Annotated in this window: 14 protein-coding genes; 3 read left to right on the top strand and 11 right to left on the bottom strand. The window is 73.8% G+C overall.

Translation table 11 applies throughout. The features are described 5' to 3' along the window. Positions 1 to 34: 34 nt before the first annotated feature. From HNR21_RS13285 to HNR21_RS13240, 10 genes are all read right to left on the bottom strand, one after another. Positions 35 to 520, bottom strand: coding sequence for a MarR family winged helix-turn-helix transcriptional regulator (locus HNR21_RS13285; protein WP_182705461.1), 486 nt, complete (start codon positions 518 to 520; stop codon positions 35 to 37). Between the two features lie 82 nt (positions 521 to 602). Beyond that, positions 603 to 1,655, bottom strand: a complete 1,053-nt coding sequence (locus HNR21_RS13280) for a bifunctional lytic transglycosylase/C40 family peptidase (RefSeq protein WP_182705460.1) — start codon at positions 1,653 to 1,655, stop codon at positions 603 to 605. A 48-nt stretch (positions 1,656 to 1,703) separates the two neighbouring features. Beyond that, on the bottom strand, positions 1,704 to 2,348 hold the full coding sequence (locus HNR21_RS13275) for a hypothetical protein (RefSeq protein ID WP_182705459.1): 645 nt from the start codon (positions 2,346 to 2,348) through the stop codon (positions 1,704 to 1,706). Then, positions 2,348 to 4,864 (bottom strand): type IV secretion system protein, encoded by a 2,517-nt coding sequence (locus HNR21_RS13270; protein WP_182705458.1) that lies wholly within the window; start codon positions 4,862 to 4,864, stop codon positions 2,348 to 2,350. The genes HNR21_RS13275 and HNR21_RS13270 overlap by 1 nt, the downstream gene beginning before the upstream one ends. 11 nt (positions 4,865 to 4,875) lie before the next feature. Next, complete coding sequence (locus tag HNR21_RS13265) at positions 4,876 to 7,341, bottom strand: ATP-binding protein (protein WP_182705457.1); 2,466 nt, start codon at positions 7,339 to 7,341, stop codon at positions 4,876 to 4,878. 751 nt (positions 7,342 to 8,092) lie between these two features. After that, a complete protein-coding gene (locus tag HNR21_RS13260; protein WP_182705456.1) occupies positions 8,093 to 12,379 on the bottom strand; it encodes a TcpE family conjugal transfer membrane protein in 4,287 nt (1,428 codons plus the stop codon). A gap of 89 nt (positions 12,380 to 12,468) precedes the next feature. Further along, positions 12,469 to 12,750: a hypothetical protein gene (locus tag HNR21_RS13255; RefSeq protein ID WP_119727355.1), complete on the bottom strand. Its 282-nt coding sequence runs from the start codon at positions 12,748 to 12,750 to the stop codon at positions 12,469 to 12,471. A 102-nt stretch (positions 12,751 to 12,852) separates the two neighbouring features. Continuing rightward, positions 12,853 to 13,860: a conjugal transfer protein gene (locus HNR21_RS13250; RefSeq protein ID WP_312881013.1), complete on the bottom strand. Its 1,008-nt coding sequence runs from the start codon at positions 13,858 to 13,860 to the stop codon at positions 12,853 to 12,855. Between the two features lie 475 nt (positions 13,861 to 14,335). Further along, positions 14,336 to 15,427: a redox-regulated ATPase YchF gene (gene ychF / locus HNR21_RS13245; protein WP_119727353.1), complete on the bottom strand. Its 1,092-nt coding sequence runs from the start codon at positions 15,425 to 15,427 to the stop codon at positions 14,336 to 14,338. A 63-nt stretch (positions 15,428 to 15,490) separates the two neighbouring features. Then, on the bottom strand, positions 15,491 to 16,555 hold the full coding sequence (locus tag HNR21_RS13240; protein ID WP_312881012.1) for an alpha/beta hydrolase: 1,065 nt from the start codon (positions 16,553 to 16,555) through the stop codon (positions 15,491 to 15,493). An 88-nt stretch (positions 16,556 to 16,643) separates the two neighbouring features. Here HNR21_RS13240 and HNR21_RS13235 point away from each other — a divergent pair, with 88 nt between their 5' ends. Both HNR21_RS13235 and HNR21_RS13230 read left to right on the top strand, forming a co-directional pair. Beyond that, positions 16,644 to 17,957 (top strand): DNA recombination protein RmuC, encoded by a 1,314-nt coding sequence (locus HNR21_RS13235; RefSeq protein ID WP_119727351.1) that lies wholly within the window; start codon positions 16,644 to 16,646, stop codon positions 17,955 to 17,957. Continuing rightward, entirely contained in the window at positions 17,954 to 18,514 is a 561-nt protein-coding gene (locus HNR21_RS13230) for a DUF6542 domain-containing protein (protein WP_182705453.1), read from the top strand. The genes HNR21_RS13235 and HNR21_RS13230 overlap by 4 nt, the downstream gene beginning before the upstream one ends. A 25-nt stretch (positions 18,515 to 18,539) precedes the next feature. Here the strand turns inward: HNR21_RS13230 and HNR21_RS13225 are convergent, their stop codons facing one another. Then, the gene (locus HNR21_RS13225) at positions 18,540 to 19,505 is read right to left on the bottom strand and encodes a 4-hydroxy-3-methylbut-2-enyl diphosphate reductase (RefSeq protein ID WP_119727350.1); all 966 of its coding nucleotides are present in this window, start codon (positions 19,503 to 19,505) and stop codon (positions 18,540 to 18,542) included. 231 nt (positions 19,506 to 19,736) lie between these two features. On the opposite strand from HNR21_RS13225, the gene HNR21_RS13220 reads away from it, so the two are divergent. Continuing rightward, complete coding sequence (locus tag HNR21_RS13220) at positions 19,737 to 20,471, top strand: DUF8129 domain-containing protein (RefSeq protein WP_182705452.1); 735 nt, start codon at positions 19,737 to 19,739, stop codon at positions 20,469 to 20,471. Positions 20,472 to 20,488 lie beyond the last annotated feature (17 nt).

Raw genomic sequence — 20,488 nt, 5'->3', positions numbered from 1 at the left:
ACCGCGGCCCGCGCCCGCCGCGGGCCGGAGCCCATCATCTCGCGGCCGGGCCGCCGCCGTCCCGGGCCCGCCCCCGTTCGCCGGGGAACGCCAGCCGGCCCAGCAGCGCCAGCAGCGCCCGCCGGTCGCCGACGCCGCCGAAGTAGTCGTCGTCGGCGCCGGCCACCACCTCCATCGCCCGTTCGGCCAGCTCCCGGCCCTCCGGGGTGATGGTGAGCACCCGTTTGCGGGCGTCCCGCGGGTCGACCGCCCGGCGCAGCAGGCCCTTGTCCGCCAGCACCCGCACCACCTGGCTGGTCATCATCACGTCGGTGGCCGCCTGGTCGGCCAGCTCCCGCTGGCTGGGGCAGCGTCCCTGCGCGTCGAACCGCCACAGCCCCTCCAGCAGCACGTACTGCACGTAGGTGAGGCCGAGGGGCTTGAGCGCCATGGTGACCCGCCGCTGCCAGCGCAGCGTCGCCCGCCACAACAGGTATCCCGGGCTGATCCCCGGGCCGCCGAACGTCCGTGTGCGTGTCATCTGGTCTCCGCGTTCCGCCGCCGCCCTGCGCAGGGCAGCGTGCCCAGCCGGAACGGGGAGAATCCGGCGGCCGGCCTGGCCGTCAGCCGGACCGGAGCCTTTCGATCTGCCGCTTCAGCTCCGGCTTGGCCAGCGGGCGGGTGACCCCGACCCAGTCGGACCGCTTGTAGCTCTGCACCCCGATGTTGGGCACGCAGGTCGAGCAGCGGGCCACGACCATCTTGCCGTTGCCGATGACCAGGCCCACATGGCCGGGACGGCTCCAGGACGTTCCGGGACCGGAGTTGAAGAACACCAGGTCGCCCGGCTGTTCCCGGCCCTTGGGGATCTTCACGCCGAACGGCCACTGGTCCCAGGTCGTCCGGGGGATGGTCAGCCCCACCGACCGGTAGGCGCCCTGCATCAGGCTGGAGCAGTCCCAGGCGTCCGGGCCGTTGGCGCCGAAGATGTAGCGCTTGCCGCGCTGCGCCATGGCGAAGTCGATGATGCGCCGGACCAGCTCGTCGGCGTTCTCCGGCAGGCCCTCGGTGTCGGAGCACAGCGGCCCGTCGGCCTGCACGACCTGGAAGTCGCCGCCGCCGTAGCGCTTGGACCACGACAGCACCAGGTCGACGTACTCCCAGGAGTGGTTGTAGGCGTACAGCGCCGAACGCATCCGCTCGGGGGCGCCGTTGTGCTTGAGGTAGCGCGCGGCCGAGGGGATGGCGTCCTCGGGGTCGTACCGGTCCTTCCTGCCGTCCTTGTCGCCGTCGACCGCGAACGCCTTCCAGGTCGGCTCCAGGAACTGCATGGGGCCGCCCGCGCCGGCGTGGTTCTCGCCCGACGACACGCCGGGCAGGGTGGAGGTGCCGTGGTTGGTCTCCACCTTCCCGACCCCGGCCAGCACGTTCCACGGCAGGCCGTAGTCCTTCCCGGCCTTCTTGTAGAGCTCCAGGTAGTTCGCGGGGATGGAGCGGGCGTCGGTGGTCTCGTCCGGCTGCTGCGCCGCCGTCCTGGTGTCGACGCAGGCGGCGCCGGAGGTGCCTCCGCCGTACAGGAACTGCCCGGCGCCCATGAACACCGGCATGACGATCAGGGCCGCGAAGAGCGTGCCGACCGCGGCGGCGGCCCCCAGGAATAGCAGCTGCCGTCTCATCCCGCCTCACTCACCTGTCGCCGAATCGCCCTGGCCCGCGCGTCCCGGTCATCCGGTGTCCCCGGCCTGGCCTGCGTCGGCGGGCTCGAACGCGTAGACCCGCAGGGCGTTGCCGTCGCGCGACACCGTGACCGCGAACCGCTTGCTCTCGTGGGTGGTCTGGCCGTTCCGGGTGAGCTGCTGGTTGCCGGTGACCAGGAAGATGATCGAGTTGGCCTCGATGTCGCGGACGCTGTCGAGGGTGGCGGTGCCCTGCGCGACCACCTGCTCGCTGCGCCGCTGTTCGAGCAGGCCCGGTGCGGACACGCCGCGGGCGATCTGGGTGACGAGTTCCTCGGTGGCCAGGGGCTCCAGCCGCGCCACGTAGGCCTGCGGGTCCTCGTCGTACCGGTAGGTGCCGTACGCGGCGGTGAACCGCTGGGCCAGGTCGGCCGCGGCGGCGAAGTCCCGCTTGGGGAACGGCAGCAACCGGTAGATGTCGAAGCTGTCCGGCGTGATGGTCGAGGAGATCCCGGGCGGCGCCACCGACGGTACGGCCGGACCCGGCGGGGGCGTGGTCGCCTGGGCGGCAGGGGGCTCCTCGGTCTCTTCGCCGCCTCCGGGACCGGCCACGGTCAGGTAGACCCCGACCGCGGCCAGCACCACCGCCAGCCCCGCGAACAGCAGCCTGCGCCGGCCATCCGAGAGCTCCATCAGTCCTCTCGCTCACTCGCACCTTCGGCGGGACGAAGCCAGAACGGCATCGGCGGGCCCTCGTCCCGAGGCGTGCTCCCCCACAGCGGGGGCGGGGTCCTGCGGTCGCCTCCCGAAGCTCCGCCGTCCCCACCGGACCTGGGCCGCGGCACACCGGCGGCCGGGTCGGACGGCCTGCCGTTGCGGCGCGCGGTCCCCGACCCGGCGGAGCCGCCGGAATCCCGGGAACCGCCACCGAGCCCGCCCCTGCCGGACCCACCGCCCGAGCCCCGGCCGGACGAGCCGCCGGAACGGCGACCCGCACGAGAGTCGCCACCGGTTCCACGGCCACCACCGGAGGGGCGGGTACCGCCGGAGATCCGGCCTCCGCCGGAGGCACCGGCTCCCTCGCCGCGCGGGCGGCTCCCGCCGCCGGACGAGCGGCCTCCGACACCGGCGCCCACGACGCCCCCGGCCTCACCGCCGCCTTCGCCGCCGGATCCCCGTCCGGCCCGGGCGCCCACCCAGGAGGTGGGCCTGCCCGTTCCGCCGCCGGACGCGGCACGGTCCGAACCGCCGGAGTCGCCCGTGTCGGCGGCCGTGGCCAGGCCACCGGAGCGTCCGGTGCCGGCCGAGGACCTGCCCCGGGTGGACAGGTTGAGCGGCGGCGCGCTGGTGCGCGGACGGCCCGCCGCGGCGGCCGTTCCACCGCCGCGGCTCTTGCCCGCCACGACCGCACCGGCGGCGTCGCCGTTGGCGGCGTCGGCCGTGGCGAGGGCTCCCCGCCGGTCGGCCGCGGCGGTCGTCCCGGCGGCGGCGTCGCCCAGCGCGGTGCCCTCGGCGGCCGGATCGCGCTTGGCCCAGCGCGCCAGCCGGTACCCGGCCGCCCCCGGTACCACGGCGGTCGCGGCCCCCACGGTGCTCTTGCGCGCCTCGGCGATCGACTTGTCCAGATGGACCTCGCCCTTGTCCCGCGCCCCGACGGCCGAGTATCCGACCGCGGAGAACAGGTGCTGGAACGGCTTGCGATAGATGAACGCCGCGATCGTCACCAGCGAGATGAGCATCACCTGCAGGCCCCATGGCAGGCCCTCGCTCAGGATGAGCCCGTACGTCCACAACAGCAGGGCCAGCACACCGATCAGCGCCGCCTGTTTGAGCAGCATGGACAGCAGCAGTTCCAGCCAGCGCATGGCGATCACCCGGCCGATGCCCGGATGGATGCCGATGCCGAGGAAGATCGGTCCCGCCACCAGCAGCAGCAAGAAGGCGATCTTCACCACGATCAGGGCGATCGCGACCACCAGCACCAGCAGACCCGCGACGCACGCCGCGAACAACGCCCCGAGCGCGACGGCGAACCGGGCGGTCCAGTTCTTGCCCTGGAAGAGGGGATAGACGCCGGGGTGCTCCTCCTTGATGTTCTCGGCGACCTGCTTGTAGGCGTCGGCCTTCTTGCTCAGGTCCAGCTGTGACTGGCCGTGCGCCTCCGACAGGTCGACCGCCTGGGACCACAGCAGCCTGTCGGCGTTGTCCTTGACGATCTTGGCGTTGGGGTCGGTGGTGCCGAACTCGCCCATCAGCCAGGGCTTGCAGACCAGCGCCACCCACAGCCCGTTGGCGTTGCGGGTGGTGGCGTCGACGTCGGGAGAGGCCGCCGGATTCTCCCCGTTGGGCGAGGGGATGCAGACCGCGCCCTTGTTGTCGGCCTGCGGCAGCGCGGCGTTGAACGCCGCGCTGGTCGCCTCCGAGACCTTGGTGCCCAGGGTGGTGAAGTCGGCGGGCCTGGCCACCAGCCAGATCAGCGCGACCATCGCCGCGACCATCCAGATGGTGCCCTCGGTGACGCGGCTGGCCCGCTTGCGGACCAGTCCCCACCAGGCCAGCCAGATCGCGCCGAGGATGACCACCCACGACCAGTAGCGGGCGTTGAACGTCTCGCCCATGCCGCTGATCACGTCGTCGACGGTGTTCTTCAGCCAGCCCAGCAGCGACTCGGAGGCGGCCGCCTGGTAGACGGTGATGGTCGTGCGGTCGATCACCCGCGCCAGCGTGAACGTGGTGTTGGCCAGCGCGTTGCCCATCATCGCCATCGCGTCCGCGCAGCCCATGTCGACCGCGTACCAGTGCTGGCCCGCGCTTCCGTAGCGGTCGTAGTAGGTCAGCTCCTCGGGCGGCGTCCGCTTGAGCTCCTCGCTCGGGTACCCGGGCGGCTTGATCATGCCGTCCAGACCCGATCCGTACATCTCCGGTGACGGGTTGTCCGCCGGACGGCAGGGGTCGCTGCCGAACGGGTCGGCCGCGGCCGGGGCGACGGGGCTCAGCATGAACAGCGCCAGCACCGCCAGCAGCACCGCGGTGCGGCGGCGCCGGCGGGGCGGGCCGGAGCGCCGGCCGCGCCGGGACGGGGTGATGCCCTCGGCCGGGGAGCGCTGCAGCCCCGCCGGCCGCCGGGCGGGCCCGCCCCTGACGGCCGGCAGCCGGACACGGCCGCGCGCACCCGCCGGCCGGACGCGGCTCCGCCAGGACCCGTTCATGGGCAGACCTCCTAGATCGTGAGGGGGGACGACGGGCCAACCCGGGTCGGGTTGGTGTCGAGCCGGCGCAGCAGCTCCTCGGAGATCAGATCCACCCCGATCCGGCCGGCCCGGCCGTCCAGATCGCGGAAGACGCACTCGCCGTTGCCCAGGTTGCGCAGCACGGCCTTGTGCTCCTCCGACGGCTCCACGCCCAGCAGCGACATCACGTTGCCGACCTCGTGCCGCTCGGAGGAGCGGAACGAGAACACCGACGACAGGCAGTTGGTCACCTGCTCGTTCAGCAGGTCCCCGGCGTTCTGGGAGACCAGGATCAGGGCGGTGTTGCGGGACCGGCCCATCCGCGACACCTCCGGCACCAGCTTGGCGCCCTCGGGGGTGGAGGTGATCGCCCACGCCTCGTCCAGGAAGATCGCCTTGGGCAGCCTGCGGTCCAGCCCGTGCATCAGCCGCCGGGCGAACTGCGAGACCAGGTACATCAGCGCGACCGACAGCCGCTGCTCGTAGGAGTAGTCGTCCCGGGAGATCGCCACGTCCGGCAGGGTCAGCCCGCCGAGGGTGAACACGGTGGTCCAGCCCTCGGTGTCGATCCGCTCCCCGCCGGAGGGGTCGAAGCACAGCCGGGCCAGCCGCATCTCCGACATCGACCGCAGCACCGCGCCGAGGTTCCTGGACGCCGGGTCCTGGGCGGACTCCAGGTAGTCGACGACCTTGCCGAGCGAGGGGCGGTCGGCGTTGGCGACCGCGCCGACCGCCTGGATCATCGCCGACTCGCGCTCCTCCGACATCCGCGGCAGCAGCAGCCGCAGCGTCTCGGTGGCCATGGTCTTCTTGGCGGCCAGGTCGTCGTCGAAGGAGAACGGGTCCAGCAGGCCCGGGGCGGCCGACCCCAGCGGCAGGATCCGGGCCTTGCGTCCCCGCGACTGCAGCAGTTCCACCAGGGACTCGGCGTCGCCCTTGGGGTCGATCGCGGCGACCGTCACCCCGCGCAGCGCCATCTGGTAGATCAGCAGCAGCGCCAGGGTGGTCTTGCCGCCGCCGGGCTCGCCGGTGATCGCCACCGCGGTCGGCCGGTTGCGGGCCGCGGCCACCAGCGGGTCGAAGTGCACGATGGACCGGGCCCGGCCGAGGGTCTCGCCGATGTACGGGCCGACCCAGCCGTTCCCGGACTCGTCCTGCCGGTCGCCCAGGTCCACGGTGGCGATCGGCATGCCGCCGGCGATGGTGCGCAGCGGCTGCCGCTGGGCGTAGGCGCCGAGCCGGATCCGGTCGCCCGGCAGCGACTCCAGGAACAGCGAGAACTGGTCGCCGGTGGAGTTGACCACGTCGATGCCGATGTCGCGGTAGTGCTCGACCACCGCGTCCACCCGCTGGGCCAGCAGTTCCTCGGTGGGCGCCGACACGATCAGCCGGTGCCAGCCGTACACGAACGGCAGCCGCTCCTTGGTGATGCCGTGCTCGAGCATCCGCGCCGCGTCGATCTGCTCGGCCAGCGCCAGCGGGGCCTCCGCGCCCGCCTCCCGGATGTGCTGGTCCATGTCGCGGGCGTGCGCCAGCTTGCGGGAGACGTCCTTGGACGCCTTGGCCGGGGAGATCAGCTTCATCCGCGAGCTGATCTCCACCGGGAACGGCAGCGCGTCGGAGAAGTGCAGCCACGGCTCCCCGTCGGGGAACGGCATCAGGTCGGGGAAGCGCGCGAAGCTCAGGTACGCCACGTAGGAGGAGCTGATCGCGCCGCCGCTGCCGTTGCTGCCGGGCTGCTCCATCCGCAGGAACGAGCGGCCGTTGTGGATGGCGCCCTCGACCAGCGCCTCGATCTCCCCGGCCCCCCAAGTGCGGCGCTGCACCGCCGACGGCGGCGGGTCGGTCAGCGACCCGGTCACCGCGTGCCGGAACAGCCAGGCCACCTCGGTGGCGGTGGCGTGCCGCGCGTACAGGGCCGACCCGCCGAGCGCCCGCCCGATCCGTTCGGCCTGCTCGGTCCAGCGGGCGATCTCCTTGGCGTCGATGGCGTCGTCCTCGATCCCGAGGACCTGCTCGCTGCGCTTGTAGAAGCCGAGCAGCTGCGACAGCACCCCACCGGACAGCTGCGCGCCCATCCCGCGCGGCCCGAGCCGCACCCCGAGGTAGACCTCCTTGGTCCAGAAGTCCTGCGCCCAGACGTGGGCGTACATCTCCTCCAGGTACTCGTGCCAGCCCGGCCCGCCGTCGGAGGTCCGGTCCAGGTTGCGCGCCCACTCGGCCGCCGGGTACGTCCGGTGCGCGATCCGCAGGTGGATCTCCGCGTCCTGCATCCGGATCCCGGCCAGCGCGATGGTGATGTTGGTGGCCAGCGCCTCGCGCTCCTCGCCGGTGGTGAACTCGTACGACACCGTCGGCAACCGGAAGTAGGCCCACGCCGCCTGGTCGGTCAGCAGGATCCGGTCGTCGAAGTACCGCACCGACAGGCGGCTGGAGCGTGCCTTCGCTCTGCTCATCTCACCAGCTCCACTCGCCCGTACGACCCCAGGACCGCCGCCCCGCCCGGCGGCGCGCCGTTCTCGCCCGCACCCGGGAGCGCACCGGCGTCCTCCCGGCGCGCCCCACCCGCGCGTGGTCCGTTCACAGGGTCCCCCACCCTCTCCAGAACGCCATGTCGCTCAGAGGTCACAACACCACACCCCCGAGCCGCTCCCACCGATCCGGCACCCTCGCCGCGACCTCGAACCGCCCGAACGACCACTCCGCACCGCACACCCCGCGACGCCCGAGCGCCGGCCCTCACGCCTTCACCGGCGCCATGACGACGTCCTGGTGCCGTCGTGCACGGCACCAGGCGGGCGGCGCACGCCGGCATACGCCGGCCGTGGGCCTGAACGCCGGACCACAGGACTTCGCAGGCGCCATGGCGGCTTCCCTGCGGCATCGTGCGCGACACCGCGCCATCTGCACACCTCGTCCCGCGACGACCATGGACTCGGGTGCCGGACCACAGGGCCCCACCAGCGCCGTGGCGGCTTGCCGGTGCCGTCGTGCGGGGCATCGCGGCGTATGCGAGGGTGCGGGTCGGGCGTGCGCCGGAGGCCGGGCACGGACTGCTCGGCGCCGCGGGTGCGGTGGCCTGCCGGGGCGGCCGTCGCGCACCCGGTGCGGTCACGCGGGTCGTGACGGTGTCCCGGCCGGGGAACACGCGCCCTGTGGCAACGGCGGGCGGGGTGGCCGGGGGTGTGGAGGGCGGGTGGAGGGTGGTCATCGGGTGCCCTCCTGATGCCGTTCCACGTCCTCCTGCCGGATGTAACGCTCGGGTAGCTCGGTGAAGCCGCCGGCGATGACGCCGGCGAGCGCAAGGTAGGCGCGCCGGGTGGGCGAGCGCAACGACTTCAGCTCGTTGCGCGGCGCGCGGTCCATGCTGAGGTGATCGTCCCACGGAATGCGGACCAGCGCCCGGCAACGCCCCCGGGCGACCGCCTCGGCCTGCTCGACGTCGTCCATGCTGCGGCGGCTGACCCCGTTGATGACGGTGACCGCGCGGGAGCGCAGGTCGTCGTAACCGTGGCCGTCGAGCCACTCGAAGGTCATGGCCACCGCCCGGGGGGCGTCCGCGCTGGCCGGGGCGACCAGCACCAGCTGGTCGGCGTGCGGCAGGATGCGGGCGACCACGGCCGCCGCGGCGTCCAGCAGCGTGATCGAGTAGAACCGGTCGATGGTCCGGATGGCCAGCGCGTAGTCCCGGTCGTCCAGCGCCTGCAGCGGGTTCTTGCCCGCGGCGATCACGTCGAGGCCGGACTTGGCCTGCGAGGTGTACCGGCGCATCGCGGTCAGCGTGGTGACCTGGTCCGCCCTGGTGATCAGGCCGGTCAGGGTCTCGTGGGTGTCGCTGCGGCTGCGCCGCGCCAGCGCCCCGGGGCCGGGGTTGACGTCGACCGCGACCACCGGCTCCCCGCAGTGCTGGGCGAACGTGTGCCCCAGCATGAGCGCGGTGACGGTCTGTCCCGCGCCGCCGGTGCAACCCAGCACCACGATGTGCCGCGAGCCCTGGAACGGGCGCTGCAGCCGTTCCACGTACTCCTGGTCGATCTGGCCGTGCCCGCCGCCGACGGCGTGGATCAGCCTTCGCAGCCCGCCGCTCTGCGCGGTGTCCTGCTCGGGCCCCGGAGGCGTGATCGCCGGGGTGGCGGGCTGCGGCGGAGGAGGCGGCGGCGGAAGCGGCCGCGGCCGTACCGGCGAGGCCGGTCCCGACCGCATCTCCCGGTCCGCGGCCGGTGGCGGCGCCTGCTCGGGCACGCCGTCCGCCGCCTGGTCTGGCGCCTGCCCGCCCGCCGGACCCGCGGCCGGCTGTCCCGGCGTCCCGTACGGCACGCCCTGCGGCCCTGTCCCGGCGTTCCCCCGGCCGGGTCCCGCGGCGGGTCGCCCGGCCTCCGGCGGCCACACGGGCGGCGTCCGGTCCTGCCCCGATGCCGGAGGCCGACCTGCGGCCCCGGCCCGGCCCGGTGGAACGGAGCCCGCCCCGCCGGGCGGCCGTCCATGCTCCGCCTGTCCAGGACGTTCCGGCGGTCCGGCCTGCCCCGAGGGAACGGTGCTCGCCCCTGGGCGCCGTCCATGCTCCGCCTGCCCTGGGCGTTCCGGTCGTCCGGCCCCGGGCGGCACGCCCGGCCCGGAGCCCATGCCTCCGGCCGGTCCCGGCTGTCCGGCGGTGCCCGGGGCGCCCGCCGGACTCGCCGGACGGGCCTGCCCCGGCCGTCCGCCCGTTGCGGGACCACCCGGTCGCCCGGTACCCGGCTGCCCCGCCGGCCGCCAGGTCGGGCGTGCTCCGGCCGGGCGAGGCGCGGGGGGACGCGGCGCGGGAGCGCCCTCGCCGGTTTGCGAACGCGTCGTGCCCGGCGTTCCGGCCGGGGGCTGGGCCACGGGCGGCGGTGCCGCCGGAGGCAGCCCGCCGGGCGGCGTCACCGTGCCGCTGTCCTGCGCCGCCGGGATCCCCGGCACCTCCGGTTCGCGGACCTGCTCGCCCCGTCGCGCGGGTCCCGCCCCGGGCTCGGGCAGCGGCGGCCACACCAGCTCGTCGGTCGTCGCAGGCCGCACCGGCCGCGAGAGCCCGTCCTGCCAGGGCTTGGACGGCGCCCTGGTCCGCCGGTCCTCCCGCAGGTCCGGCTCGTCCCCTTCGGATCCGGCATCCGCCGGACCAGCCTGAACGTCCTCGCTCTCGGGCTCGCCGCCCTCTTCCACCGGCGTCTTCCGCCCGGCGGCCCCGAACGCCTCGGGCACCTGCGGGATGTCGGGCACGGTCGTCCCGGCGACCTGTGGAATGTCCGGCCGGGTCGTCCCCGCGGCCCGCCCGGCGCCCGACCCCGCAGCGGCCGCATCCGGCTCCCCGGCGTCCGCCTCTCGTTCGTCGTGGCCGTCCACCCGCTCCGCGACCTGCTGCGGAATGTCGGGCCTGGTGACAGGAGCGGGCTGCACGGCACCGCTCCCGCCGGTCATCTCACCGGCCTTCCGCTCACCCGGCTCAGCAGCGGCCTCTCGCCGCGCTCCCTCGCCGGCCTCGGAACGCTCCGCGTCCTCATCGTCAACCGGACGTTCCACCTCGGACACCGCACCATCGGCTCCCGCGCTCTGCGACGAGCCTGCACGATCCCCGCCATGGACCGCCTGCCGAGAGTCACCCGCATCCCCGGCAGATCGCTGCACATCCTCGGCATCGACATCCGCCAGGCGCGCGTCCTCACCCGGTGCAGGCTCATCGACGGCCTCATCCTGGGGAACGTCCGCCTCCGCATCCACCGAAGCACCGACTCCGGAGGGCTCACCGGCCATCCCCGGCACCGGCTGCTGCGGGATATCGGGAGCAGTGTCACGAGGCACCGCCGCACCGGCGTCATGGCCGGACTCCCCATCCCCGGCCCGAGAGCCCTCGGAACCGGCATCGGCCGACTGCTGCGACGCAGTGGTCTCCCCGCGCGCACCGGCTTCTTCGGCACCCGGCGCCCGTACGGGCTGCTGCGGAAGGTCCGGAGCCGTGTCACGGGGCGCAGGCACAACCTCATCGCGGCCCGGCTCATCGGCGCCATCCGCTTCACCCGCCAGGCCGGAATCCGGCTGTGCGGACGGCCGAGAAGCCGCGGTTGCCCTGTCTTCTTCGGAGCCATCCGCGCTCTGAGCTGCCGACGCCTGTACGGGCTGCTGCGGGATGTCCGGATCCGTGGCACGGGGAGGCGGCACAGCCGCATCACCGCCGGGCTCCGCGTTCACGTCCTGGAGAGCGCCGGCATCGGCAGGCCGCTGCGGCATCGCGGCGTCCTCGACCGGCTCCCCGCGCGCACCGGCATGTTCGGCGCTCGGCGTCCGCGTGGACTGCCGCAGAAGATCCGGGGCGGGGGCATCGTGGCCGGGCTCGCTCGGGTCGTTCGGTCCTGTGGGCAGGCCGGTGGTCGATCGTGCGGACGGGTGGGAGGCCGCTGTCTCCTCATCTCCGGAGACGGCGGCATGGGAGGTGGGCCGGCCGGTGCCGTCGGCGGCATCGGTCGGGACGGAGGTCGCCGTCTCGTCGGAGAGGGCCGAGGGCTGCGTCGCCGCGGGCTGAGGGAGGTCCGAGGCGGCGGGGGGCCGGGGGTGTGCGGGGGCCTCGGGGGCCGTTCCGTCGGTGGTGGTGTGGGGGGTCGCCGGTTGGGCTTCCGGGATGTCCGGGGCGGGGGGCTCGGGCGGGGTGGCGGGGTCCACGGCCTGCCAGACCTCGGCGGCCTCGCCCGGGCGCTTGATGCCGGAGGCCAGGGCGCGCTTGCCGGAGCCGGTGGGGCGGGCGGGGGGCGTCTCCAGGCGCGGAGTGGCCGGGGGGCGTTCCAGGGTGGCGGGGTCGGGGGTGGCGGTGGTGGGCTGGGGGCCGGACGGGAGGAGGGGCGGTGCGTCGGACTCGTGGGAGATGTCGCGGGGCATGGTGCGCCGCCAGGACTTGGCGGCGCGGGTGGAGGGCTGAGGGGCGGCGGGGCGGCCGGCGACCTTGACGTCGGAGGCGGGGGCGGCCGCCGCGGGGGGCTGCGGCCGGGCGTGGTGGACGGGGACCACGGCGGGGTGGCCCTTGGTCTTGCGGGTCTTGCGCTGGGCGCGGACGGCGGCGCGGGCCGGGGCGGTGGCGGCGGCGGTCGCCGCGGCGGGGGCGGCCGTGGCGGTGCGGTCGCCGCGGCGGTGCCAGATGCGGGCCACGACGACGACCTCGCGGGGCTCGCGGATGGGGGTCAGGCGGCACCAGGTGCGGGGCTCGGACAGGTAGCGGGCCTGGGAGAGCAGCAGTTCGGTGAGCCGCTTGCCCTCGATGACCGGGCGGGTGGCCAGCCAGGTCACCACGCCGGGCGGGACCAGGTACAGCACGTGCCAGGGCGGCTCGAAGGGGGCGCCGACCAGCATCAGCAGCAGCACCCAGGGGACGAACACGCCGACGAAGACGCCGATCTGCACCAGCGGCAGCGGCATCGGCAGGCGCAGGTCGTACAGCTTGTACAGCCGTTTCTCGATGCGCCAGATGTTCGTGTACGTGGGTAGATCCACGCCCCTACTCCCCTAACTGGGACGAGCACAGGCGCGTCGCCGGGCGCTTCGCAGGCCCCGCACCGGTGCTCGCCCGGACGGCGTACCGGTCAGCTCAGGTCGACTCCCAGCGCGCGGGCAATGGCCTTGGCCGTGGTCTCGATGATGTTCGGCACATAGAAGATGATTCCGATTCCGATCGCCAGGACGATGAATTGCACGAAGCGGGTGATCTCACGGGTGAACAGGAAGAAGATCGCCACGATGGACACGATGACGAGGAACAGCGGCCCGAAGATCTGGCGCAGCCAATCGGCCAGCTGGTCGGTCTGCAAATCGTCCGGCGAAGCCAGAATCTGGTCGGAGATCGACGCCATGGTGTGCAGCAGCATCGACTGACTACCTCTCTGGTTCGGCGGGTGGGTCGGGGTTGCGGGAGGTCCGGGGGTCGGGAGGGGTACGGGGGGCACGGCCTCGGCTCGCGCCGGGGCCGGTCATGGTCCGGTGGGGCGGCCGGCGCCGCGGATGTCTCTGACGTACCAGGTGCCGTCCTTCTTCACCACGGTGAACTCGTAGGTCTGCTCCAGCTCGGCCGCCGTGGGCCCCCCGCCCTGGGCGGGCAGCCGCCAGGTGACCGTCACCGTGACGGTACGCCGGTCGGCCGCGCCGCGGGGGGCGACCACCTCACCCAGCCGGACGAATGTGACCGATCCCCCCAGGCCGGTGATCGGCGCGCCGTCGGTGAACCGGGACAGCGCGGCGGTGTCGCTGGCCGCGTAGGCCGGGAAGAAGCTGCCGAACAGGGCGGTGCGCAGCTCGTTCTCCAGCGCCGGGTCGCGCTCGCCGACCCCGCCCTGCGGCAGGGCGGCCAGCGCCGGGGGCGGCAGCAGCGCCGGGCGGCCGGAGACGACCAGGGCGCCGTTGCTCGCGTAGACCGGCACGGCCAGCGACAGCCAGCGGTCCTCGGCCCGGGCCAGCAGCGTCACGACGGCGTTGTGCTCGTCGCGCACCTGCACACCGGCGACCTGGGTGGACTCCACCCGCAGCGAGCCGGCGCCGTTCCAGCCGAACTGGCCGATCGAGCCCTCGGGCAGGAACGCCCGCAGCCGGCGCTCGCGGTCGGCGGCGGTCTGCTCGTCGTAGTTGAGGTAGACGTCGCCGAACTGCAGCGCGAACGCCGAGGCCGCGGCGACCGGGAAGCGGCTGGCGGGCGGCGGCGTGGTCGCGGCGGGGGTCGCGCCGCCGTCCTGGGTGAACCGTTCGAACGGGGCGCGCACGCCGTTCACCACGATGACGATGATCAGGGCCCACAGCAGGGCGCGGCCCACCCACACCCACCAGCGGCCGCCGGAGCCCGCCCAGCGGCCGCCGCCCGAGCCGGACCCGCGGCCCCGCCGGCCCTTGCGGGACCCGTCGTCGGGAGCCTGCGGCACGGCCGGGGCACCGGTGGCGAATCCGGTCATCGCGTCGTCGTGGACATCCGTGTCCCCGCCGTGCGTCACGGCATGCTCCCGCGCCAACGCTCGCCGAGCCATCACGCCTCCGCTCGCGCCTGCCCCCGATCGGCGCGGTCATCCTGCCTGCACTTGTCTTGGTCGGGACATGGGCGGTCAAGGGCCCGCTCAGCCTAACCCCGGCCCAGCCTAACCACGGAAGTCAATTGTTCCAGCGCCCGTTGGGCGAGCACACCCCGGCACGCGGCTGTGGATAACCGAAAGCACAGGACGTCGGAACAGGGAAGATGACCGAACAGTGACGTTCCGGTATCCCCCGTCCGAGGACAATTGCCCAGGTCAGCCACCCGCAATGGCACACCGATCCGGTTAACGCCGCTGACCTGCGACAATCCGGCACCGCTGTGGTGAGAATCCCATATCCCCGGACAGGACCCCGCAGAACGCCGCAGCCCCGGGGGTCTGCCCCGGGGCTGCGCGCAAACGTCTGACCTGCCCTTTCGGGTCCGCCAGAGCGACGGGCTCACACGTTGAAGCGGAACTCCACCACGTCGCCGTCCTGCATGACGTAGTCCTTGCCCTCGATGCGGACCTTGCCGGCGGTGCGGGCGGCCGCCATGGACCCGGCCTCGACCAGGTCGTCGTAGGAGACCACCTCGGCCTTGATGAAGCCGCGCTGGAAGTCGCTGTGGATGACCCCGGCGGCCTCGGGGGCGGTGGCGCCCTTGCGGATGGTCCAGGCGCGGGCCTCCTTGGGCCCGGCGGTCAGGTAGGTCTGCAGGCCGAGGGTGTCGAATCCCACACGGACCAGCTGCGACAGCCCCGACTCCTGCTGGCCCAGCCCCTGCAGCAGCTCCAGCGCCTCGTCGTCGGGCAGCTCGATCAGCTCCGACTCGATCTTGGCGTCCAGGAAGATGGCCTCGGCGGGGGCGACCATCTCGCTCAGCCGGCCGCGCAGCGCCTCGTCGCCGAGCTCGGACTCGTCGAGGTTGAACACGTACAGGAACGGCTTGGCGGTCAGCAGCTGCAGCTCGCGCAGCAGGGACAGGTCGATCCCGGCCTCCGCGGCGCCGGCGAACAGGGTGGTGCCGCCGTCCAGCACCTTGCGGGCGGCGGTGACGGCGTCGACCACGGCGAGCCCGTCGCGGTCCTTCTTGGTCCGCGCCTCCTTCTCCAGGCGCGGCAGGGCCTTGTCGACGGTCTGCAGGTCGGCCAGGATCAGCTCGGTGTTGATGGTCTCGATGTCGCGCAGCGGCTCCACCGCGCCGTCCACGTGGGTCACGTCGGGATCCTCGAAGACCCGGATGACCTGGCAGATCGCGTTGGTCTCGCGGATGTTGGCCAGGAACTTGTTGCCCAGCCCCTGCCCCTCGTAGGCGCCGCGCACCAGCCCGGCGATGTCCACGAACTCCATGGTCGCCGGGATGATCCTGGCGGAGCCGAAGAGCTTCGCCAGGACCTCCAGCCGCGGGTCGGGCACCCCCACCACGCCGACGTTGGGCTCGATCGTGGCGAACGGGTAGTTGGCGGCCAGCGCGTCGTTCTTGGTCAGCGCGTTGAACAGCGTGGACTTGCCGACGTTGGGCAGCCCGACGATTCCGATGGACAGGCTCACGTCAGGCGAGTCTATTGGCTGCCCGGAGGCCCTCCGGCCGCGGCGGCGCGCAGGCGGCCCCGATCAGCCCTCCACCCGGCGCAGGAACGCGGCGATGTGCCGGAACGCCGCCTTGCCCTCGGGGATGAAGTCGGCGAACACCGGGAAGACGTGCACCAGCCCGTCCCACTCCTGGTGCGTCACGTCCACCCCGGCGGCGCGGGCGCGGGCGGCCAGGTCCCGTACGTCGTCGCGCAGGATCTCGGTGCCGCTGGCCATCAGCAGCATCGGCGGGAGCCCCGTCAGGTCGCCGCGCACCGGTGAGAACAGCGGGTCGTCGTCCGGCTTGCCCGCGCAGTAGCGGCGGCCCAGCGAGGCGAGCTTGCGCGCCGGGATGAGGACGTCGCTGCGCTCGTTCAGCTTGTGCGAGTCGGCCTCGCACATCAGGTCCACCCAGGGCGACAGGCAGATGGCCGCCCGGGGCGGCGGCAGGTCACGTTCCTTGAGGGACTGCAGCAGCGCGAGCGTGAGGTGGCCGCCCGCCGAGTCGCCGCCGACCACGATGTCCTCGCCCCGGTACCCCTGCTTGAGCAGGTGCCCGTACGCGTCCAGCGCGTCCTCCAGCGCGTCGGCGGGCGTGTGCGCGGGCACCAGCCGGTAGTCCAGGGACAGCACCGGACGCGCGGTCGCCGCCGACAGCCGCCAGTTGAACGGCCGGTAGAGCCGCGGGCTGCCGAAGAAATAGCCGCCGCCGTGCAGGTAGAGCAGGACCCTGCGCTCGTCGGGCGCGCCCGCCCGCACCCATTCGCTCTCCCCCGAACGGCCGATGCGCTCCGGGACGATCGTCACGCCCCGCGGCACCCGCTGCAGCCGTCCGAGGCGGTCGGTGACCCGCTGGATGCGGATCAGCCCGGCGTCCCCGTCCGGGGCGTTCTCCCATGCGGAACGGCCGAAGATCCGGATGAACCGGCCGACGACGCGCGCCTGCGGGCTGGGGCGGTCCTCCGGTCCGAGCGCCAGCGCCGCCGCGACGCGCCGCTGCGCGCGCGTGACCGGCCGGAAGGACGGAACGTGGGGGGTCGTGCCCGGCAACTCGGCCTCCTGTGCGTACGCCCAGGTCACCCGGTGGGGGTGTCCGTTCGGCACCACTTTATGAACACTGAGTCTAATTGCTGCGGCCGGGGCGTCCCGGCGCGTCGCGTCGGCTCGTTCACACGGCGATGTCACGATTTCCGTCATGGATCTCGCGCTGCTGCTCGGCCTGGCCCTCGGCCTGGCGCTGGGAGCGGTGGCCGGGTACGCGCTGGCCACCACCCGGTCGGCCGCCCTGATCGCCCGCGCCCGGGCCGCCGAGGAGCAGGCCGCCCATCTGGAGGAACGGCTGGCCGGGCAGTTCGAGCGACTGTCGGCGCAGGCGCTGGACGCCAGCAACCGGCGGTTCCTGGAGCTGGCCGACGCGCGGCTGAAGGCGGCCGGGGCCGAGGCCGCCGGGGAGCTGGAACGGCGCAGGCAGGCCGTGGAGCACCTGGTCGCCCCGCTGCGCGAGACCCTGGCCAAGGTCGAGGAGCAGCTCCGCGAGGTGGAGACCGGCCGCCGCGAGTCGCACGCGATGCTGGCCAAGCAGGTCGAGTTCGTCCGCCGCAGCTCCGAGGAGCTGCGGGCGGAGACCCAGGCGCTGGTGCGGGCGCTGCAGCGGCCCGACGCCCGGGGCCGCTGGGGCGAGCTGCAGCTGCGCCGGGTGGTGGAGCTGGCCGGGATGACCCGGCACTGCGACTTCGACGAGCAGGCCACCGCGTACACCGACGACGGGCGGCAGCGGCCGGACATGGTGGTGCGGCTGGTCGGCGACAAGACGATCGTGGTGGACGCCAAGGTGCCGCTGACCGCCTACCTGGAGGCCGCCGCCACCGACGATCCGGCGCGGCGCGCCGCCCGTCTGGACGCCCACGCCCGGCATCTGCGCGACCACGTGGACCGGCTGGCCGCCAAGGAGTACTGGAAGGCGTTCGCGCCGGCGCCGGAGTTCGTGGTGCTGTTCATCCCCGGCGAGGCGTTCCTGGCGCCGGCCCTCGAACGCTCCCCCGAGCTGCTGGAGTACGCGCTCGCCCGGCGGGTGCACATCGCCACCCCGACCACGCTGGTGTCGATGCTGCGCACCGCCGCGTACGCCTGGCAGCAGGCGGCGCTGTCGCGGAACGCGCGGGCGGTGTTCGAGCTGGGCCGGGAGCTGTACGAGCGGCTCGGCACCATGGGCGGGCACCTGGACGAGCTGGGCCGGTCGCTGTCCGCCGCGGTCCGCGCCTATAACCGTACGGTGGGGTCGCTGGAGAGCCGGGTGCTGGTGAGCGCGCGCAGGATGAAGGACATGGGGCTGGTGGACGGTGCGCTGGACGGCCCGCAGCCGGTGACCGACAGTCCCCGCAGCCCGTCCGCCGCCGAGTTCGACGGCCGGTCCGGGCCGGTGGAGGCCGTGGACGCCGGGCCGTACGCCGCCGGGCGCGCCGTTCCCGGCAACGGCGCGGCCCCCGCCGGTGAGGAGGAGCCGAGATGACCCCGACCGCAGCGCGCAAACCGTCCAGGAGCGCCCGGCGCAGGGCCGCCCCGCCTCCCGCGACCCGGCGCGCGGACGGGGCGAAGGGGGCGGTCACCGGCCGCGGCGGCGTGGTGATCCTGTTCGCGCTGGCCCTGCTGGGCGCGCTGGCGGGGCACTGGCTGAAGTCCCCCCCGGCGGCCGGGCTCGGCTTCGTGGCCGGCTGCGTGCTGGCCGCGCTGACCACCCGCCGGGCCGACCTGCTGACCCTGGTGGTGTGCCCGCCGCTGGTGTTCCTGCTGGCGACGCTGACCGCCCAGCTGCTGACCTCGCTCGGCAAGGAGTCGCTGCTGCGGGTGATGCTGGTCGGCCTGGTCACCTCGCTGTCCGCCGCCGCGCCCTGGCTGTTCCTGGGCACGCTGCTGGTGGTGGTCGTCGCCGTGCCGCGCGGCCTGCTCACCGCCGTCCGCGAACTGCGCACCCGCCTGGCGGGCAGCCGCATCCTCCAGGAGGACGAGGAGGAGGACCCCGTCCGCTGGGACGAGGCCCCTCATCCTCACCACGGCGAGGTCGGCTGAGCCCCGCCGCGACGGCCTCCCCCGATCAGACCGGGGTGATGCGCAGATCCCTGCGGAGCTCGTGGGGAAGGGCGAAGCGCATGCTCTCGGGGACGGACTCGACCTCCTCGACGCGGTCGTAGCCGCGTTCGGCCAGCCAGTCCAGGACGCCGCGGACCAGGACCTCGGGGACCGAGGCGCCGCTGGTGACGCCGACGGTGGTGACGCCCTCCAGCCAGGCCGGGTCGATCTGGTCGGCGTAGTCGACCAGGTAGGCGGCGTCGGCGCCGTACTCCTTGGCGACCTCGACCAGGCGGACCGAGTTGGAGGAGTTGGTGGAGCCGACCACGATGACCAGCTGGGCCTCGGCGGCGATCTGCTTGACCGCGGTCTGGCGGTTCTGGGTGGCGTAGCAGATGTCGTCGGACGGCGGGTCGACCAGGTTGGGGAAGCGCTCGCGGAGCTTGGCGACGGTGGCCAGGGTCTCGTCGACCGACAGGGTGGTCTGCGACAGCCACGCCACCTTGTCGGGGTCGCGGACCTGGACGTTCGCCACGTCGTCGGGGCCGTCCACCAGGTGGACGTGGTCGGGGGCCTCGCCGGAGGTGCCGATGACCTCCTCGTGGCCCTCGTGGCCGATCAGCAGGATGTCGTAGTCGTCGGCGGCGAACCGCCGGGCCTCCTTGTGGACCTTGGTCACCAGCGGGCAGGTCGCGTCGATGGTGCGCAGGTTCAGCCGGGCGGCCTCCTCGTGCACCACCGGGGCCACGCCGTGCGCGGAGAAGACCACGATGGCGCCCTCGGGCACCTCCTCGGTCTCGTCGACGAAGACCGCCCCGCGTTCCTCGAGGGTCTTGACCACGTGCACGTTGTGCACGATCTGCTTGCGGACGTAGATCGGCGCCCCGTACTTCTCCAGCGCGATCTCCACCGTCTGCACGGCACGATCGACGCCCGCGCAGTAGCCACGGGGTTTGGCGAGCAGGACACGGCGCTCACTGGTGGAGGTCATGCGGCAATTGTACGAACCACCCGGTGGCCCGTGTCGCGGCGCCGCCGGCGGGTAGGCAGACCTCACTGTGCCGCCTCACTGTGACGTGATCCACGGCCCGGATCCCGCGAACGCGTTGACCCGGGGTGACCGGCCTGGCACCGATGCGGCACAGTGATACGAGACGGCCGTGTGGTAAGCGCGCTCGGACCGCTCCAGACCATGCAAGGGACCAGCAGGGAGACGAGGACGATGACGAAGTCGCCGCGCCGCCTCAAGCAGCAAGTCCGGGACGCCGTGGGCGAGCAGGTCCGGGACCTCCCGCTGCACGCCGTCCGGCTGGCGATGTTCGGGGTCGGCCGGGCGCTGCTGCTGAGCGATCGGGTGACCAGGGACTACAAGGAGATGCGCGAGAACGGGGTCGGCCCGGTGCTGGGCCGGCTCGGTGAGGACGCCAGGCAGACGGCCAGGCAGACCGCCGAGAAGGTCGCCGGCCGGGTGGCGACCCTGATGCGCGGCGCGGAGGAGGAGAAGGAGGAGGCGGCCGGGTCCCAGACCCCGGTCGCGACCCCGCCCGCGCCCCGCCCGCGGCCCGCGCCGAAGCCGGCGGCGGAGATCTCGGTCGGCAAGCCCGCCCGGGAGCCGGTCGCCGAGCCCGCGCCCGAGCCCGGCAACCGGGCCGCGCCCAAGCCGGCCGAGCCGCCGAGCCCCAGGCCCGCCGCGCAGGGCGGCACCGGCCCCGCGCCCGCGAAGGCCGAGGAGGCCGGGAAGGCCGAGCCGAAGCCCGCGCCCGCCGCGCCCAAGAAGGCCGACCTGCCGGTGCCGAACTACGACGAGGCGTCCCTGCCCCAGCTCCGCGCCCGGCTGCGGGGCCTGACCGCCGAGCAGGTCGAGATGCTGCGCGAGTACGAGCGGCAGCACGCCGCCCGCGCCGAGATCCTGCGCATGTACGAGAACCGCCTCGCCAAGCTGAACGGGGGGCGCTGAGCTGGGCCGCAGCCCTG

It is taken from the genome of Thermomonospora cellulosilytica, from assembly GCF_014138835.1.
GTDB lineage: Bacteria > Actinomycetota > Actinomycetes > Streptosporangiales > Streptosporangiaceae > Thermomonospora > Thermomonospora amylolytica.
The sequence above is the reverse complement of the archived record's forward strand: the minus strand, read 5'-3'. Positions and strand labels throughout refer to the sequence as shown.

Coding starts and splice junctions, on each gene's coding strand:
- HNR21_RS13285 (WP_182705461.1), bottom strand. CDS start 520: ATGACACGCACACGGACGTTCGGCGGCCCGGGGATCAGCCCGGGATAC.
- HNR21_RS13280 (WP_182705460.1), bottom strand. CDS start 1,655: ATGAGACGGCAGCTGCTATTCCTGGGGGCCGCCGCCGCGGTCGGCACG.
- HNR21_RS13275 (WP_182705459.1), bottom strand. CDS start 2,348: ATGGAGCTCTCGGATGGCCGGCGCAGGCTGCTGTTCGCGGGGCTGGCG.
- HNR21_RS13270 (WP_182705458.1), bottom strand. CDS start 4,864: ATGAACGGGTCCTGGCGGAGCCGCGTCCGGCCGGCGGGTGCGCGCGGC.
- HNR21_RS13265 (WP_182705457.1), bottom strand. CDS start 7,341: ATGAGCAGAGCGAAGGCACGCTCCAGCCGCCTGTCGGTGCGGTACTTC.
- HNR21_RS13255 (WP_119727355.1), bottom strand. CDS start 12,750: ATGCTGCTGCACACCATGGCGTCGATCTCCGACCAGATTCTGGCTTCG.
- HNR21_RS13235 (WP_119727351.1), top strand. CDS start 16,644: ATGGATCTCGCGCTGCTGCTCGGCCTGGCCCTCGGCCTGGCGCTGGGA.
- HNR21_RS13230 (WP_182705453.1), top strand. CDS start 17,954: ATGACCCCGACCGCAGCGCGCAAACCGTCCAGGAGCGCCCGGCGCAGG.
- HNR21_RS13225 (WP_119727350.1), bottom strand. CDS start 19,505: ATGACCTCCACCAGTGAGCGCCGTGTCCTGCTCGCCAAACCCCGTGGC.
- HNR21_RS13220 (WP_182705452.1), top strand. CDS start 19,737: ATGACGAAGTCGCCGCGCCGCCTCAAGCAGCAAGTCCGGGACGCCGTG.